The organism is Actinoplanes sp. DH11, assembly GCF_020873875.1.
Classification (GTDB): Bacteria; Actinomycetota; Actinomycetes; order Mycobacteriales; family Micromonosporaceae; genus Actinoplanes.
Map to the genome: position 1 here is coordinate 18,468 of NZ_JAHWGU010000055.1, position 16,172 is coordinate 34,639.

General features: G+C 73.1%; 15 protein-coding genes. 8 read left to right on the plus strand and 7 right to left on the minus strand.

Features of this window, described 5'->3' with window-relative positions:
- Positions 1–48: 48 nt before the first annotated feature.
- The 4 genes from LPA41_RS40320 (at position 49) to LPA41_RS42335 (ending at position 5,192) form a co-directional block, all read left to right on the plus strand.
- The gene (locus tag LPA41_RS40320) at positions 49–1,698 is read left to right on the plus strand and encodes an ABC transporter ATP-binding protein (RefSeq protein WP_229076774.1); all 1,650 of its coding nucleotides are present in this window, start codon (positions 49–51) and stop codon (positions 1,696–1,698) included.
- Positions 1,699–1,819: 121 nt separating this feature from the next.
- Entirely contained in the window at positions 1,820–3,547 is a 1,728-nt protein-coding gene (locus LPA41_RS40325; RefSeq protein WP_229076775.1) for an ABC transporter ATP-binding protein, read from the plus strand.
- 56 nt (positions 3,548–3,603) lie between these two features.
- Positions 3,604–4,884, plus strand: coding sequence for a hypothetical protein (locus LPA41_RS40330; protein ID WP_229076776.1), 1,281 nt, complete (start codon positions 3,604–3,606; stop codon positions 4,882–4,884).
- A gap of 173 nt (positions 4,885–5,057) precedes the next feature.
- A complete protein-coding gene (locus LPA41_RS42335) occupies positions 5,058–5,192 on the plus strand; it encodes a hypothetical protein (RefSeq protein ID WP_255691781.1) in 135 nt (44 codons plus the stop codon).
- Between the two features lie 82 nt (positions 5,193–5,274).
- Here the strand turns inward: LPA41_RS42335 and LPA41_RS40335 are convergent, their stop codons facing one another.
- From LPA41_RS40335 to LPA41_RS40345, 3 genes are all read right to left on the minus strand, one after another.
- Positions 5,275–6,270, minus strand: coding sequence for a permease prefix domain 1-containing protein (locus tag LPA41_RS40335; protein WP_229076777.1), 996 nt, complete (start codon positions 6,268–6,270; stop codon positions 5,275–5,277).
- Positions 6,267–6,626, minus strand: a complete 360-nt coding sequence (locus LPA41_RS40340; protein ID WP_229076778.1) for a PadR family transcriptional regulator — start codon at positions 6,624–6,626, stop codon at positions 6,267–6,269. Before LPA41_RS40340 ends, LPA41_RS40335 begins: the two co-directional genes overlap by 4 nt.
- A 147-nt stretch (positions 6,627–6,773) precedes the next feature.
- Positions 6,774–7,946, minus strand: coding sequence for a macrolide family glycosyltransferase (locus LPA41_RS40345; protein ID WP_229076779.1), 1,173 nt, complete (start codon positions 7,944–7,946; stop codon positions 6,774–6,776).
- 127 nt (positions 7,947–8,073) lie between these two features.
- On the opposite strand from LPA41_RS40345, the gene LPA41_RS40350 reads away from it, so the two are divergent.
- Together LPA41_RS40350 and LPA41_RS40355 are read left to right on the plus strand one after the other, a co-directional pair.
- Positions 8,074–8,655 (plus strand): TetR/AcrR family transcriptional regulator, encoded by a 582-nt coding sequence (locus tag LPA41_RS40350; protein WP_229076780.1) that lies wholly within the window; start codon positions 8,074–8,076, stop codon positions 8,653–8,655.
- Positions 8,652–9,935: an MFS transporter gene (locus tag LPA41_RS40355; RefSeq protein ID WP_229076781.1), complete on the plus strand. Its 1,284-nt coding sequence runs from the start codon at positions 8,652–8,654 to the stop codon at positions 9,933–9,935. The genes LPA41_RS40350 and LPA41_RS40355 overlap by 4 nt, the downstream gene beginning before the upstream one ends.
- Here the strand turns inward: LPA41_RS40355 and LPA41_RS40360 are convergent.
- A complete protein-coding gene (locus LPA41_RS40360; protein ID WP_229076782.1) occupies positions 9,925–10,665 on the minus strand; it encodes a carbon-nitrogen hydrolase family protein in 741 nt (246 codons plus the stop codon). The two genes, LPA41_RS40355 and LPA41_RS40360, sit on opposite strands and share 11 nt — an antisense overlap.
- 50 nt (positions 10,666–10,715) lie before the next feature.
- Between LPA41_RS40360 and LPA41_RS40365 the strand changes: the two genes are divergently transcribed.
- Together LPA41_RS40365 and LPA41_RS40370 are read left to right on the plus strand one after the other, a co-directional pair.
- The gene (locus LPA41_RS40365; protein ID WP_229076783.1) at positions 10,716–11,243 is read left to right on the plus strand and encodes a sigma-70 family RNA polymerase sigma factor; all 528 of its coding nucleotides are present in this window, start codon (positions 10,716–10,718) and stop codon (positions 11,241–11,243) included.
- Complete coding sequence (locus LPA41_RS40370) at positions 11,240–12,328, plus strand: hypothetical protein (protein ID WP_229076784.1); 1,089 nt, start codon at positions 11,240–11,242, stop codon at positions 12,326–12,328. The genes LPA41_RS40365 and LPA41_RS40370 overlap by 4 nt, the downstream gene beginning before the upstream one ends.
- Before the next feature lie 291 nt (positions 12,329–12,619).
- Here LPA41_RS40370 and LPA41_RS40375 read toward each other — a convergent pair whose 3' ends face one another.
- From LPA41_RS40375 to LPA41_RS40385, 3 genes are all read right to left on the minus strand, one after another.
- On the minus strand, positions 12,620–13,111 hold the full coding sequence (locus LPA41_RS40375; protein WP_306469853.1) for a CAP domain-containing protein: 492 nt from the start codon (positions 13,109–13,111) through the stop codon (positions 12,620–12,622).
- Between the two features lie 160 nt (positions 13,112–13,271).
- Entirely contained in the window at positions 13,272–13,859 is a 588-nt protein-coding gene (locus LPA41_RS40380; protein ID WP_229076785.1) for a TetR/AcrR family transcriptional regulator, read from the minus strand.
- A 36-nt stretch (positions 13,860–13,895) separates the two neighbouring features.
- The gene (locus LPA41_RS40385; protein ID WP_229076786.1) at positions 13,896–15,371 is read right to left on the minus strand and encodes an MFS transporter; all 1,476 of its coding nucleotides are present in this window, start codon (positions 15,369–15,371) and stop codon (positions 13,896–13,898) included.
- Between the last annotated feature and the right edge of the window lie 801 nt (positions 15,372–16,172).

Sequence of the window (16,172 nt, forward strand, 5' to 3'; positions counted from 1 at the left end):
ACAAAACCGGATGACAAGCCCCCGGGGTCATGTAGCAGCATCAATGCCGTGGATGTGCGGGGACCGGGACGTTACCTGTGGTGGCTGGTGCGGCAGTGCCGGGGCTGGGTCGCCCTGGGCGCGTTCTTCGGGTCGCTCTGGTTCGCCAGTCTCGCGTTCACCCCGTACCTCATCGCCCAGGCCGTCGACCGCGGCCTCGCGCCGCGCGACCTCACCGCGTTGCTGCCCTGGGCCGCGGCCGTCCTGGCCCTCGGCGTCGCCACCGCCGCCCTCGGCATGATGCGGCACCGCAGCATGACCAAGCTGCGGACCCAGGCCGCCCTGCTCACCGCCGACCTGGTGATGACGCACGCCACCCGCCTCGGCGCCGCCCTGCCGCGCCGGGTCACCGCCGGCGAGGTCGTCACCATCGGCATCGCCGACGTGTGGACCATCGGCCGGGCGATGAACGTCGGCGGCGTCGGGGTGGCGTCCCTCCTGGCGATCGGGGTGGTGGCGACGCTGCTGTTCCGCACCTCGCCGATGCTCGCGGCGGTGGTGCTCGTCGGTGTCCCGGTGCTGGCGCTGCTCGTCGGCCCGCTGCTCGGCCGCACCCAGCGGGCCGGCGCCAGTTACCGGCACGCGCAGGGCGAGCTCACCGCACGGCTCGTCGACGTGCTCGGCGGCCTGCGGATCCTCAACGGGCTCGGCGGCAAGGACGCGCATTTCGACCGGTACCGGCGGGAGTCCGGGCTGGTGCGGGAACGCGGCTACGGGGTGGGCGGGCCGGCCAGCTGGGTCGGCGCGCTCGGCGACGGGCTGCCCCTGGTCTTCCTCGGCGTGGTGACCTGGCTGGCCGCGCGGCTCACGGCCGAGGGATCGCTCACCGTGGGTGATCTCATCGCGGTGTACGGGTACACGGCCATGCTCGTCATCCCGGTCAACGTCCTGATCTTCTGTGGTTTCGACATCACCCGCGGCCTGGTCGCCGCGCGCCGCGTCACCGAGTTCCTGCGGCTGCCCGTGCCGGACCAGGCGGGGTCCGGCGCCCCGGCCGGACCCGCCGACCTGCACGACCCCGCCTCCGGCGTGACCGTGCCGGCGGGCCGGTTCACCGCGCTCGCCGCGGACCGCCCGGCCGACGCGATCGCGGTGCTGGACCGGCTCGGCCGGTACGGACCGACCGACGCCACCTGGGGCGGCCGCCGCCTCGACGGGATCGCCCGGTCGGCGATCCGGTCCCGGGTCCTGGTCGCCGAGAACGACGCCGACCTGTTCGCCGGTCCGCTGCGCGAGGTCGTCGCCGGCCGGCACGAACCCGACGACGACCGGATCCGCGCCGCCATCGACGTCGCGGTCGCGCACGACGTCGCCGCAAGCCTCACCCGGCCCGTCGAACGGGACGGGCGCAACCTCTCCGGCGGGCAGCGGCAGCGGGTCCGGCTGGCCCGGGCCGTGCACACCGACCCGGAGATGCTTCTCGCCGTCGAACCCACCTCGGCGGTCGACGCGCACACCGAGGCGGCCGTCGCCGCCCGGCTCGCCGCCGCGCGGGCCGGGCGCGGCACCTGTGTCGCCACCACGTCGCCGGTGCTGCTCGACCGCGCCGACCTGGTGCACTACCTGGCCGGTGGGCGGGTCGCGGCGAGCGGCACCCATCAGGAGCTGCTGGCCTCGTCGGCGGGGTACCGGGCGCTCGTCACCCGGATCTTCGAGTGAGCCACGTGTTCCCGGGCCCGATTCCAGGGAGCCACGTGTTCCCGGGCCCGATTCGAGTGAGTCACGTTTTGCCGGGTCCGATTCGAGTGAGTCGCGTTTTGCCGGGTCCGAGGAGGGGCGCATGAGCATGGTGCTGCCGGTTGCCGGCAATCGGGCGGTCGGCCGGGCCGCGCTGCGGCTGCTCGCCGCCGACCGGCGGGCCGTCGTCCTGATGGTCACGATGAGCTCCCTGGCGGCGCTGGCCGGCCTCGGCGCGCCCTGGCTGCTCGGCCGGGTGATCGACACGGTCGCCGCCGGCGGTGGGCCCGGCTCGGTGGACGGGCTTGCCGTCGCGGTGCTGGTCTGCGCGCTCGTGCAGACGCTGCTGACCCGGCAGGCGCTCGCGGTGGGCTACCGGTTCGGCGAGCGCACCGCCGCACGCATCCGCGAACAGTTCCTGCGCCGCGCCCTGGACCTGCCGGCGTCGGTGGCCGAACGGGTGCCGGCGGGCGACCTGGTGGCCCGCGGCAGCACCGACGTCGACGCGGTCGCCACCGCGCTGCGCGACGTGCTGCCGAAAGTGTTCGTCTCCTTCGTCCAGGTGCTGTTCCTCCTGGCCGCGGTGATCGTGCTGCACCCGCTGCTCGGGCTGGCCGGCGTGCTCGGGCTCTCCGGCATCTGGTTCTGCGTGCGGTGGTACCTGCGGGTCGGCCGGGACGCGTACCTCACCGAGGGCGCCGCCAACTCCCGGCTCGCCGAGGAACTGTCGGCCACCACGGCGGGCGCGCGGACCGTCGAGGCGTACGGGCTGGCCGAGCGCCGCCTGGCCGCCGGGCACGCCGCGATCGCCGAGACGTACCGCACCCGGATGGCCACACTCGCCCTGCGCAACATCTTCTTCCCGCTGGTCGAGACGTCGTACGCGATCCCCGCCGTCCTCGCCCTGCTGCTCGGCGGTGTGTTCTGGATGGACGGCCGGGTCAGCCTCGGGACCGTCGCGGCCGCGGTGCTCTACCTGCGGCAACTCGTCGGCCCGCTGGACACCATCCTGATCTGGGTCGAACAGTTGCAGAGCAGCAGCGCGTCGTTCGCCCGCGTCGAAGGCCTCGGCACGGTCCCCGCCGCCCCGGCCGGCGCGGGCGCCGTGCCGCCCCGGGACGACCGGATCGAGGTGCGGGGGGTGCGGTACGCGTACGAGCCGGGCCGCGACGTGCTGCACGACGTCGACCTGACCGTGCGGCCCGGCGAACGGCTGGCCGTGGTCGGTCTCTCCGGCGCCGGCAAGTCCACCCTGGGCCGGCTGCTCGCCGGGGTGGACCGGCCCACCGCGGGTTCGGTGACCGTCGGCGGGGTGCCGGTCGCCGGCCTGGCCCCCGACCAGCTCCGCCGCCAGGTCGTCCTGGTCACCCAGGAACACCACGTCTTCCGGGAGTCGCTGCGGGACAACCTGATGGTCGACGCCCCGGACGCGGCCCTGCGCCGCGCCCTGGCCGCGGTCGGCGCCGACTGGGCCGACGACCTCGACCGTGACCTGGGCGAACACCCGCCGGACGGCGCGCAGGCACAGCAGCTGGCGCTGGCCCGGGTGCTGCTCGCCGACCCGCACACGGTGATCCTGGACGAGGCGACCGCGCTGCTGGACCCGACCGCCGCCCGGACCGCCGAACGCGCCCTGGCCGCCGTGCTGCACGAACGCACGGTCATCGCGATCGCGCACCGCCTGCAGACCGCCCACGACGCCGACCGGGTCGCCGTGATGGCGGACGGCCGCATCATCGAACTGGGCACGCACGACGAGCTGGTCCGGGCCGGCGGGTCGTACGCGGCGCTGTGGCGCTCCTGGCACGGCGAGACGTCCGTCCACGGATGACCGCCCCCGCGTCCGGTCCTGTCCGGCGCACCAGCGAGATCGGCTATCGTCGCTGCGTGGGGGAGGATCAATCGCTCGGTGACCCGATCCGCCTCGGGCGCCTTCTCCATCGGCGGGCCCTGGGCGAACCACTCACCGCCGAACAGCAGGAGACGCTGCGGCGGGGGAGTGCGGGCGCGGTCGCGGTCGCGGCCCGGCGCTACGCGGTGGTCGAGTTCGAGGGGTACGCCGTCGCCCGCCTGCTCCTGGGCGAACGCCCCGTCAGCACGCTGCTGCGGGACCGGCTGGCCGACGACCACCGGGCCGCCGAGCAGCGATTTCGTTCGGAGCTTTCCTCCGGCGCGGCCTTGACTGCCGCGTCCGGTGCGGCGTCCGGTGTGGCCTTCGGTGCCGCGTCCGATCCGGCCTTCGGTGCGGCGTCCGGCGTGGCCCTTGGTGCCGCCTTCGGTGCGGCCGGCGGTGCTGCAGATGTGCCGGACGCGTTCGAGGTGTTCGTGATGCGGCATGCCGCCGGCAAACGGTTCGACGACGTGCTGCGCGACGTGCTGCGGGCGCGGGCGCTGCGGCGGGACGCGCTCGACCGGCCGGCCCGTGACCACTACGCCTGGCTGGCCGCGCACCGGCAGGTCACCCCGGCCGGCCAACTCCCCGAGCACCTGCGCGCCTGGCTGGAGTTGTCACCGGTGGCCTTCGTCGAACGGGCCCTCGCCGACCTCGGCAGGACACCGCGAACCGGCCCGCCGATCCACGACGCCGTCGCCGAACGCTGGGCGGCAACGAACGGCGCCGTCACGAAACGGCTGCACGCCGCCCGGGACGCCACCACGGCCCAGATCCGGACGATCCCGCAGGCCCGGCGCACCGTGAAGCACTCGGTCAAGCTGACCGCCGCGGCCCGCGCGTGTGCGGGAGCGGCTGCCCTCGACGAATGGGCCACGCTGGTCACCGAGGAACTGCGCGTCCGGGCCGCCGAGGTCCACCGGAGCCCGGCCGTACGAAGGTTGCGCGCGGACTGCTTCGCCGCCGTGGCCACCGAGCTGGCGAGAACGGACCCGGACCTCGCCGCCGCCGTGACCCAGGCCTGCGCGGACCACCGGCAACACTGCGACCCGCACGCGCCGACCCGCACCGGCTGCATCCGCGAGGTCGCGTCGACGGTCCGAGCCGCCCGCGCCCGCGCGGCCGCGTCGACGGTCCGGGCAGCCCACGCCGCTGCGTCGACGGTCCGGGCAGCCCGCGAGGCTGCGTCGACGGTCCGGGCCGCCCGCGCTGATGTCGACGCTGACCAGGCGGGGCGTGGGCGCCGGCCGGGCGGCGCGCAGGGCGAGCGCGCGTAGGCGGCCCCGGGGTCCCCATGGTTTGCCGAAGAGCGAATTCGAGCTTTCAGCCGTTTTGTCCTGGTAGCGAGCAGCAGTGCGGACGATGCCTGTGCGAGATGATCTGCTAGCGATGCGAAATCGCTGTGATCAAGGGGCTGAAACCGCGATTTCGCATCGCTAGCAGATCAACAATGCCGGCGGAGCCGGCCTTCGTGGCGTCGCTGATCGACGTGCTGACCGGTAAACAATGCCCGCGGAGCCGGCGTTCGGTGGCGTCGCTGGTCGAGGTGCTGGCCGAGGACGCGACCGGCCGGAATGCCCGGTGACCGGCAAAGGGGACGGCGAAGCGCCCGCCGCGGGCAGCGGCGGGCGCATCAGGGTCAGGGCCGGAGGGGCAGGGCCGGGGCGTCAGATCGGGTTGGTGTATTCGGCGCCGGTGCCCGGCACCGGGGTGTGGACGCCGCGGCGGGCGCGTTCGGTCTTGACCGCGACGTCGATCACGTCGTAGAGGGCGCCGACGATCGCGGTGACCAGGACGATGCCGGTCAGCCAGCTCAGCGGGTCCGCGGTCGAGCCCCAGTCCTGGGTGGACACCCATGCCGGGTTGAAGAACTTCTCCTCGGCCAGCAGCCAGACCAGCGGGACGGTGGTGAGGACGGCCAGGGCCGCGTTGGCCGCGGTGACGGCGCGGGACCAGGAGCCGCGGCGGTACAGCCAGACCGTGTAGAGCGCTTCCAGCGTGAGGACCACGATCAGGTACGGCCACCAGAACGTCCAGTTGTCCGGGTTGAGGACCGGCACGTCGGTGAACGTGAACTGCTGCAGCACCAGTCCGGCGATCAGCAGCACCGGCCACAGCACGCCGGCGACCAGTTCGCTGAGCGCGATCGCGCGGGGTTCGTACCGCGGCAGGTCGTCGAGGCTCCACTCCCGCCGCGTCCCGCCGCGCAGCGCGGACCGGGTGACGCCGGTGCGTTCCAGGACGGCGACGACCAGGGTGGCCCAGAAGGCGAGGTGCGCGCCGACCGTGATCGCGCTGCTCACCGCGGCGCCGATGATCGGGCCGACGGCCGGGTCGTCGAGGACCTGGATGACCACGGCGATCACGACGACGATCGGCAGGACCACGGTGAGCAGCATGGTGAGCAGCCGCTGCCAGATCGGGAACAGGTCGGGGCCGATCAGGTACTGCTTGCGGTCCGCGTACCCGTCGGCGAGCCGGTCGGGGTCGCCCAGTTCGAGCAGGGTCTGCTGGAGCGCCGTGTCGGGCGGTGCGCCGCCGGAGACCCGGGCCTCCACCGCGTCCTCGATGGAGGTGCGCAGCTCGCGGTCGATGTCGGTGCGCTGCTGCTCGGGAACGCGGCGCAGGACGGTGTAGACGTATCGATCGATGAGGGTGGTCATGCGTCGCTCCCTGAGACGGTGCCGGCGGGGGTGTCGAGGTCGGTGACCGCTTTGTCGAGCCGCGTCCACTCGTCGCGCAGCGCGGCCGCGATGGCGTCGCCCTGCTCGGTGGTGCGGTAGAACTTGCGCGGCCGGGCCTCGTCGGTGTTCCACGAACTGGTGAGCAGGCCCTGTGCTTCCAGGCGCCGCAGCAGGGGGTAGAGCGTGTTCGCCTCCACCTCGAAACCGGCCGCGCTCAGCGTTTCGAGCAGCGAGTACCCGTACCCCGGTTCGCGCAGGACGGTGAGACTCGCGACGACGACCGTGCCGCGGCGCAACTCCTGCAGATGAGTGGAGAGCGTCGCATCCATTGTCATGCCAGCAACGATAGTGTGTGCCGCACACTATGGCAAGCCACGCGGCATTGTGAGTCTTGGATTATTGGCGCGACGGCACGCAACCGCCGCCGGTCCAGGGGGCGCGGACCGGCGGCGGTTGCCTTCTCGGGTACGGGTCTGAGCAGCTCAACGCCCCAGTTCGGCCTCGATCAGGTCGGCCGCGCGGTCGGCGCCACCGTTGGCCCGTACCTCTGCCCGGATCTCCTCGCTCCGGGCCGGCGCCGGTCCGGACATGAGCGCGAGCAGCGTCCCGCGCAACTCGGCGGCCGTGATCGTGGCCGTGTCGATCACCCGGCCGACGCCCAGCGCGACCAGTTGCTCCGCGTTCGCGAACTGGTCGGCGGCCTGCGGCGCGGCGATCATCGGGGTGCCGGCCCGGAGTCCCTCGCTGGTGCCGCCCATGCCGGCGTGGGTGAGGAACGCGTCGGCCTGGTCCAGGATCGCCAGCTGCGGCACCCAGTTGTGCACCTCGATGCGGTCCGGGACCTCGCCGAGCACCGCCCGGTCGACGTGCTTGCCGATCTGGAGCACGGTGTGCCAGCCGGGCAGCGAGCCGAACGCCTCCACGCAGCGGCGGTAGAACTCGGGGTGGTCGGTGAACGCCGAGCCGAGCGAGACCAGCAGGACCTTCTCCGCGTCCGCCGGCCGGGTCCAGGTGCCCTGGTGCGAGCGGTCACCGAAGATCGGGCCGACGAAGTCGTAGACGTCCCGGTCGACACGGTCGGCGTTCGGCTGGATGGCCTGCGGGATCAGTGCCAGGCCGCGGGCGGGCCGGCCCTGGAAGGCCGTGCTGTCGGTGGTCGAGGACCCGTGCGCGACCAGCCACCCGGAGAACCGGCGGTAGTAGTCGGCACCGCGCGGGTCGGCCCGCATCGCCTCGACCATGGGGGCCATCTCTTCCTCGTACCCCGTCCAGGCGACGAACGTGGGGGAGAGCTGGATCGCCGGGATCTTCCACTCCTCGGCGAGCAGCCGGGCCGGTGCGCCGGCGATGTCGTAGAGGAAGACGTCCGGACGGTCGTCGTCGTAGGCCGCCCGGAGCTGCGGGAGCATCGCGATCGCGTCGTCCAGGAAGATCGTCAACTGCTCGATCGGGTCACCGGACCAGGCCTCGTCGGTGGTGGGCAGGGTGGATGCGTAGGGCTTGAGCTCCGCGCCGGTGCCCTCGATGACCTCGGCGAACGAGGCGGCATTGGCGTACGTGACCCGATGGCCCCGATTCACCAGGGTGCGCACGATCTCGAGGCTCGGGTTGACGTGACCGTGTGCGGGGATGCTGACGACGGCGATGTGCGGCATGGTGGCGCCCTTTCAGCGTGCGGTGTGCGGCGTTCGGCGTTCGGCGTGCCGTGACGAGACGCAACGTATCGTCTCGCGTGCGGAGCTGTCAAGACGAGACGTTGCGTCTCGCGATAGGATTCCGGACGTGACCGCCGATCCCGCCCGCCGCAACGAACGCTCCCGCCGCGCGATCCTCACCGCCGCCCTCGACCTGCTCACCGAGACCGGCTGGGCCGAGCTGACCATCGAGGCCATCGCGGCCCGGGCCGGCGTCGGCAAACAGACCATCTACCGCTGGTGGCGCGGCAAGGGCGCGATAATCCTGGAGGCGCTCGTCGACAGCACCGCGACGACCGAGGCCGCCGCCCTGCCGGACACCGGTGACGTGCGGGCCGACCTGCGGGCGGTGATGCGGGCGACGGTGGCCGAGTTCGCCGACCCGAAGCTCTCCGCCACCACCCGGGCCATCACCATCGAGACCCTGGGTGACGAGACCCTCGGCGAGCAGGTCCGCGACCAGCTGCTGCGTCCCCAGCTCGACGCGGTCAAGGACCGGTTGCGCGCCGGGCAGCGGGCCGGCCAGGTCCGCGCCGGCGTCGACCTGGACCAGGCGGTGGAGTTGTTCTTCGGCCCGCTCTACCATCGCTGGCTGCTGCGCACCGGCCCGCTCACCGAGGACTACGCCGACACCCTGACCGACCTGGCGCTGGCCGCGATCGCACCGTGACCGGCGGCCGCGAGAAGCCCGTGCCCCGCGCCGGCCAGCAGGAGCCTGCGCCGGTTCCCGGCCAGCGGCAGCCCACGCCCGAAGCCGGTGGTGCGGGTGCCGGGCTCACGATGCGGCAGCTGGGGACAGCCGTCTACCTGCCGTCCGGCGTCTACTCCGTCGGCGTCGGCGCGGTCGCCCCGGTCGTGGCACTCTCCGCGACCGAGCTGGGCGCCTCCTTCGCGGTGGCCGCGGTCGTCGCCGGGATGGTGGGTGCCGGGCAGATCCTGGGCGCAGTGCCGGCCGGCATGCTCGTCGCCCGGATCGGCGAGCGGCGCACGATGCTGGCCGGCGTGGTCCTGTCGGTGCCGGCGTTGCTGGCCTGTGTGCTGGCGCCGCACGTGCTGGTGCTGGCGGCGGCGGTCGTCGTGGTCGGGATGACCGCCGCGGCCTGGGGTGTGGCCCGGCATGCCTGGATGACCGAGGCGGTGCGGCCGGAACTGCGGGCCCGCGCCATGTCCACCCTCGGCGGGGTGGGGCGGATCGGCACCTTCGCCGGGCCGTTCGTGAGTTCGGTGGCCGTACTCCTGATCGGTCTGGACGCGGCGTATCTCGTCGCCGCCGCCTGCGCGCTGCTGGCCGCCGCCCTGCTCCTGCTGCTTCCGGCGGTGCCGCAGGACCGGCCGCCGCGGACCGGGAGCGCCGCGCCACGGCTGACCGAGGTGATCCGCGACAACGCCCGGCCGTTGCGCACCCTGGGCCTCGGTGTGCTGCTGGTCGGCGCGCTGCGGGCCTCCCGGCAGACGATCCTGCCGCTCTGGGGCGCCTCGCTCGGGCTGGAACCGGCCACCATCAGCCTGATCTACGGCATCTCCGGCGGCGTCGACATGCTGCTCTTCTACCCGGCCGGCAAGCTGATGGACAGGTACGGGCGACGCGCCGGCGCGGTGCCCGCGATGATCCTGCTCGGACTGGCGTTCGCGCTGCTCCCGCTGGCCGGCGACGTGGCCGGGCTGACCGCGGCCGGGGTGCTGATGGGCATCGGCAACGGGCTCAGCGCCGGACTGATCCTGACCGTCGGCGCCGACGTCTCACCGGCCGCCGGGCGCGCCCAGTTCCTCGGCGTCTGGCGGGTCTTCGCCGACGTCGGCACCGGTGGTGGGCCGCTGCTGATCGGCGCGGTCACCGCGGTGGCGTCGCTGGCGGCGTCCGCGCTGGTGATGGGCGTGGCCGGGCTGGTGGCGGCAGGGTTGCTGGGCTACTTCCTGCGCCGCCCGGACCCGCCACCGGTCAGCGGGTGAGCACGGCCCGGGCGAACTCGCCCGGCGCGACCCCGGCCTGGGCGAGCACGTCGCCGTCGGCGGACCAGATGCCGGAACCACCGGAGGTACGGTCGAAGCCGCCCCCGGTCCCCCCGGCGAAGGCGGCCGTCACGACGGGCACCCGGTGATCAGCCGCGACCCGCCGGGCCCGCTCGCCGTGCACGTGCGCCTCGTGGTCGTGGTGCACCACCCCGGCCAGGTACGCGTCGATGCCCAGCTCCGCCGTCCGCCGCGCGTGCTCCGGGATGCCGGTGTCCCGGCAGACCGCGAGGCCGAGCCGCCAGCCGTCCACCTCGATCACCGCCGGCTCGCCCGGCCCGAACCGTTCCGCCTCGGTGCCGTGCAGGCAGACCTTGCCGTAGACCACCCGGGCGCCCGAGCCGTCGATCGCGAGCACCCCGATCCACGGTTCCCCCGTCGCCGTGCCGCCTGTCGCCGTGCTGCCTGTCGCCGTGCTGCCCGGCGTCGGTGCGCCGGCCAGGGCGATCGTCCCGGTCTCCGCGCACGCCGCGACGATCGGCGCCAGCCGGGGATCGTCCGGGCCGACCACCGGCGCGTCCAGGTGGTACCCGGTCAGCGACATCTCCGGGAAGACCACCACCCGGGCGTCCGCGGCCCGCACCGCGGCGGCGTGGGCGGCCGCGTTGGCGGCCACGTCGTAGGGCAGGCATTCCGGCTGGGCGGCAGCGATCACCAAGGAGGAGGGCATTCCGTGAAAATACCCGGGAACGGATGCGCCGGCTGGTGCGTGTATCGGTCATGAGGGCTTCGACGGGGGCGGCAATCGACGAGGACACGGCCATGCCCGGCAGCGGGCCGGTTGCCGAGGACTTCGAGGCGTTCTACCGCGCCCACGTGGACCGGGTCTACCGCGCGCTCGCGGTGACGCTGCGCCGCGACGACCTGGCCGCCGAGGCGGTGGCCGAGGCGATGGCGCGGCCCTGGACGAAGTGGGCCACGGTGGGCGCCCTGGAGAACCCGGCGGGCTGGGTCTTCCGGGTCGGCCTCAACTGGGCCACCTCGTGGTGGCGCAAGGCGCGCCGGGAACGGCCGCCGGGCGACCGGCCGGACCAGGCACACCGCGGCAGCACGGAGACCGAGGTGCTGGCCCGCGATGCGGTGGGCCGGCTGCCGCGGCCGCAGCGCGCGGTGGTGACCTGCCGCATCCTGCTGGACCTGAGCACTGCAGAGACCGCGGACGCGCTGCGGATCAGTGAGGGAACCGTGAAGAGCCGGCTGTCCCGCGCGCTCGCCGAACTGCGCCGCGACCTGACCGAGGAGGCATGACCGTGGAACGTATCCCGCAGGACGTCGAAGCCCTGGTCCGCCGGGCCGCGCAGGCCGCACCGGGTTACGGCGGCGACTTCGCCGACATCCCGCGGATCGCCCGGCGGCGCCGCAACCGGCAGGCGGCCGGCGTCGCGGCCGGCGTGGTGGCGGTGCTCGCCGCCGCGGGTGTCACGGCGACCCTGGATCGCGGACCGGACCGGACCCCGCTGAACCCGCCGGCCGCGACCACGTCCGCACCGCCCCCGGCGCCGGCGGCCGCGCAGCGGCTGATGCTGAACGGCGCCGACGGCAGCTACCGCACCTTCGACAACGGCACGCAGACCTGGACCGAGCTCGGTGACGCGCGGGCCGGCGAGTTCACCGTGGACGGCACCTGGCAGCTGCGCACGCACCAGGTGCGAGGCGCCGGGCGATGGGACCGGTTCGTCGGGCGCGCCGACGGCTCGATCGTCGCGATCGGCCCCGGCCGGGCAGGCGGGGTCACGCTGCTGGCGGCCGACCCGGACGGCCAGGTCCGGCGGACGCGGGAGGTGATGAAGCCGGGCGAGATGGTGGCGCTGATCGGCGCGACGATGGAGTACGCGTACCTGTGGCGCCCGGCCGGTCTGGTGGAGCACAGCCTGAACGGCGGTGGCGAAAGAGTGCTCCTGACACCGGAGCAGATCGACGTCACCGGGTTCTTCGACGGCCAGATCGTGGCCGCCGACGTGGTGGCCGGCCGGCTCGCGCTCACCCGGGCGGCAACGCCGTGCGTCGTCGAGTTCTACGACCTGTCCCGGCCGGCCGAGGCGGACAGGCGCTCCCTGGCGGCGAACGCCACCTGCACGCGGATCCTGACGGTACGCCTGTCGCCGGACGCCACCGAGGCGGCCGTGGCCTACGACGCGGACGGCCAGCTCACCACCACGGTGCTGGACGCCGCCACCGGTGCGCTGTCGGACAGCGTCGAGGTGGACGTCGAACCGTCCGAGAAGCCGCTGGTTGTGAACGTGAGCTGGGTGGACCCGAGGACCGTGCGCGGGGTCGCCCTGCATGCCGCCGGCGCCCGGGGCGACGTCACGCCGTTCACGCTGACGCGCTGATCCCGGGCACGGTGATGCCTCAGCCGGCTGACGCGCTGATCCCGGGCACGGCGATGCCCCAGCCGCAGGGGGATCGGCTGGGGCATCGCTTGCTCAGGGTGTCCCGATGGTGTGGTGAAGCGGCGGGCGTGACCTCGCTGCGGTGGGTCCGCGGGGCGTTGTTGATTTGCTAGCGATGCGAAATCGCGGTTTCAGGTCCATGATCACAGCGATTTCGTGGCGCCAGCAGATCAACATCCCGGCATCGAGCGAGCAGTCCCCTGGCTGGGGACCATCGGAGGGATAGCGGGCTCAGTAGCCGAAGTCCTGGGTGTAGTACGGGGCGCCGTTGGCGCTGAAGACGACGCCGACGCCGACGGTCTTGGACTTGCAGTTGAGGATGTTGGTGCGGTGGCCGGGGCTCTTCATCCAGCCGTTGACGACCTGCGCGGCGCTGCGGTAGCCCCAGGCGATGTTCTCCGCGGACGGCTTGGTGTAGCCGGCGGCCTTGGACCGGGCCACGAAGTTGGAGTTGGCGCGGCCGGTGTGGGAGAACTTCCCGGTCTGGGCCATCCACGCGGAGTGGCCGCGGGCGGCGGCGGTCAGCGCCGCGTTGACCTTCAGTGCCGAGCAGCCGCGCTGGGTGCGCTCGGTGTTGATGAGCTGGTTGATCTGGTTCTGCAGGGCGGTCTCGCTCGCCTTCGCGGGGGCGGCCTGGGCGGGCGTCGCGATCATGGTGGCCACACCGACGGCGGCCGGGGTGAGGACGACGGCCAGGGCGAAGCGGCGAAGAACGTTGCGCAAGAGCGGTCCCTTTCGTAGGTGTTTCGCGGTTGCACTGTTCTCTTCGGCGCCGCTCCGGGCGGTTGGATCACCGGCACGGTGCGCCTGCGTCGCCGTACGGTTGCCGGCTGCCCCGCGGCGGCAGAGTCGGTGGCCTGGTGTCCCCTGGTGGCCGGGATGGTCAGGAGGACCAGGGCAGGGACTGCCAGAGCGACGGCTCGTGGGTCAGCCGGATCAGGCGGTCCTCAAGCCGGCGGTACTCCGGGCCGGTCGTAGAGGCGCCCCACATCGGGGCGCTGCTCACCCCGTCGGCGGCCGACGTCACCAGGAGCATCACGTCGGTGGGGAGGCCGTCGGCGGCCAGTTCGGCGTTGAACCGCTCGGTGTCGGCGTCGACGAGCTCGGCGACGGCCGGGATCGTGGAGAGCTGGCTGAGCAGGGCGAGCGAGCGGCGGGCGGCGGCCGGGTCCTGTGCCGGGGCCAGCAGGGCACGGACGTAGGCGCGGGTGAACCGGCCGGGCGCGGTGTCGTCCGGGTCGAGATGGCTGTCGACCTCGGCACGGAAGGCGGCCAGAAGCGTACGGGCGACCTCGCGCAGCAGCTCGTCCTTGCTCGCGAAGTGGTAGATCAGGCCGCCCTTGGAGACTCCCGCGTGGCGGGCGATGTCATCGAGCGTGGCATTGATCCCTCGCGTCCGGATGACCTCGCCCGCCGCGTCCAGGAGCGCACGCCGGGTGTCCTCGGGTGACCGTCCGGCCGTCCGTCCCATCGCCTCGCCCTCCGAGAACCCCTGCGGATCGTCAGCCTATCGCCGGGGGATCAGCCGCCACGCGACCACGGCCGCGACCGCGGTGAACCCGGCCGCCACCAGCGACGTCGTCTGCATGGCGTGCAGGAACGCCTCCTTCGCCACGCCCGCGAGGCCGGCGTCGAGGACGTGCAGCGCCGAACCGAGCGAATCCGTCGCGGCCTCGCGGACCGGGTCGGGCAGCCCCGGCGGCAGCACCAGCTCGGACCGGTAGACCGACGTGAGCATCGACCCCAGCACCGCGATGCCGAGCACCACGCCCAGCTCGTTGGCGGTCTCGGTGACAGCCGAGACGGAACCGGCCTTGTGCGGCGGCGCGGCCGAGATGATGGCGTCGCCGGCGAGCGTCATGGCCAGGCCGACACCGAGGCCGACCGGGATGAGGCAGAGCGCGAGGTACGCGTACGACGTCTGGCTCGCCGCGGGCGCCACCAAGGCAAGGCCCGCGGCAGCGACAGCGAGGGAGACGGCGATCGCGGGTCCCCGGCCCAGCCTGGCGATCGCGACGCCGACCAGGCCGATCACGACGATCGACGCCAGGGTGGCGGGCAGTTCGGCGAGGCCGGCCTGCAGCGGGCTGAAGCCGCGGGCGAACTGGAGGTACTGCGAGAAGAAGAAGAGCAGGCCGACAAGCGCGAAAATGGAGATGACGTTGGCCGCGACCGCGCCGGAGAACGCCGGGCTGCGGAACAGTTCGACGTCGAGCATCGGGCTGTCGAGCCGGCGCTGGCGGCGCACGAAAAGCCAGCCCGCACCCAGGCCGACGAACAGGATCGGGCTGAGGTCGCCGGACGCCAGATGCTTGATCGAGTAGACGACGGGGACGATCGCCAGCATCGACAGCGCGGCCGACAGCCAGTCGAACCGGCCCGGAGCCGGGTCCTTCGACTCGGGCAGCAGCAGGAGCCCGGAGACCACGACGACGATCATGACCGGCACGTTGATCAGGAAGACCGAGCCCCACCAGAAGTGCTCCAGCAGGACGCCGCCGATCATCGGGCCGGCGGCGGAACCGGCGCCGAACGCGGCCGACCAGACCGCGACGGCCCGGGTCCGCTCGGCCGGGTCGGTGAAGATGTTGCGGATCAGCGAGAGCGTCGAGGGCATCAGCGTGGCGCCGGCGACACCGAGCAGCAGCCGGGCGACGATCAACTGTTCCGCGCTGGTGGCGAACGCCGCGAGCAGCGAGACCAGGCCGAACAGCACCGAGCCGACGAGCAGGATGCGCTTGCGGCCGACCCGGTCGGCGAGGTTGCCCATCAGCGCGAGCAGGCCGGCCAGGGCCAGCGAGTAGACGTCGCCGATCCAGAGGACCTGCTCGGCGGTGGGGGAGAGGCTTTCGGTCAGGGACGGCACCGCGAGGGCGAGCACCGTCCCGTCGATCGAGAGCAGCAGGACCGCCGCGGAGAGCACGCCCAGGGCGGCCCAGCGACGACCCTTGGACAGAGCCGGGGTGGCGGCGATCTGGGTCATGCCGAAACTGTACCGACTGGTCGGTCAAGTTTTCACGTCACTGTCGTGGCCATCACGGCCGGTCCTGTCCCGCTGTCGCGGCCTGTCGCGAGGGCGGTTGCCGCAGGAGCGGCGAGGCGGACGGACATGGGCGTCCGCTCAGTGCTGTTTACGTAAGCATCACACGGTGGAGAACCGTTCTTGCATACATAGCTGTCGATGTCAATCCATGCCCGGAGCTCCAGCCACCGCGCTCCGGCTCGGCGCGCTGTCGTTCACCGGGCCCGGCTCCGCGCACGCCGGTTCGTCGTTAGCCTATTTCCGGGCGGTCGTGGGTTGATCGGATCGGGCTGTCGCTCACGGCTGCCGGAGAGCGTCTCCGGCAACCATGGGTGACAGCCGGCTGGGGGTGGCTTGTGCTGGCGGTGGTTGGGGCCGTTTCCGGGCGGTCGTGAGTTGATCGGATCGGGCTGTCGCTCACGGCTGCCGGAGAGCGTCTCCGGCAACCATGGGTGACAGCCGGCTGGGGGTGGCTTGTGCTGGCGGTGGTTGGGGCCGTTTCCGGGCGGTCGTGAGTTGATCGGATCGGGCTGTCGCTCACGGCTGCCGGAGAGCGTCTCCGGCAACCATGGGTGACAGCCGGCTGGGGGTGGCTTGTGCTGGCGGTGGTTGGGGCCGTTTCCGGGCGGTCGTGAGTTGATCGGATCGGGCTGTCGCTCACGGCTGCCGGAGAGCGTCTCCGGCAACCATGGGTGACAGCCGGCTGGGGGTGGCTTGTGCTGGCGGTGGTTGGGGCCGTTTCCGGGCGGTCGTGAGTTGATC

What these genes read in the sequence shown, in the direction of transcription:
- LPA41_RS40345 (WP_229076779.1), bottom strand. Translation starts at nt 7,946, where the DNA reads ATGCCGCACATCGCCGTCGTCAGCATCCCCGCACACGGTCACGTCAAC.
- LPA41_RS40365 (WP_229076783.1), top strand. Translation starts at nt 10,716, where the DNA reads ATGAGGGCTTCGACGGGGGCGGCAATCGACGAGGACACGGCCATGCCC.
- LPA41_RS40370 (WP_229076784.1), top strand. Translation starts at nt 11,240, where the DNA reads ATGACCGTGGAACGTATCCCGCAGGACGTCGAAGCCCTGGTCCGCCGG.
- LPA41_RS40340 (WP_229076778.1), bottom strand. Translation starts at nt 6,626, where the DNA reads ATGACAATGGATGCGACGCTCTCCACTCATCTGCAGGAGTTGCGCCGC.
- LPA41_RS40335 (WP_229076777.1), bottom strand. Translation starts at nt 6,270, where the DNA reads ATGACCACCCTCATCGATCGATACGTCTACACCGTCCTGCGCCGCGTT.
- LPA41_RS40385 (WP_229076786.1), bottom strand. Translation starts at nt 15,371, where the DNA reads ATGACCCAGATCGCCGCCACCCCGGCTCTGTCCAAGGGTCGTCGCTGG.
- LPA41_RS40360 (WP_229076782.1), bottom strand. Translation starts at nt 10,665, where the DNA reads ATGCCCTCCTCCTTGGTGATCGCTGCCGCCCAGCCGGAATGCCTGCCC.
- LPA41_RS40380 (WP_229076785.1), bottom strand. Translation starts at nt 13,859, where the DNA reads ATGGGACGGACGGCCGGACGGTCACCCGAGGACACCCGGCGTGCGCTC.
- LPA41_RS40325 (WP_229076775.1), top strand. Translation starts at nt 1,820, where the DNA reads ATGAGCATGGTGCTGCCGGTTGCCGGCAATCGGGCGGTCGGCCGGGCC.
- LPA41_RS42335 (WP_255691781.1), top strand. Translation starts at nt 5,058, where the DNA reads ATGCCGGCGGAGCCGGCCTTCGTGGCGTCGCTGATCGACGTGCTGACC.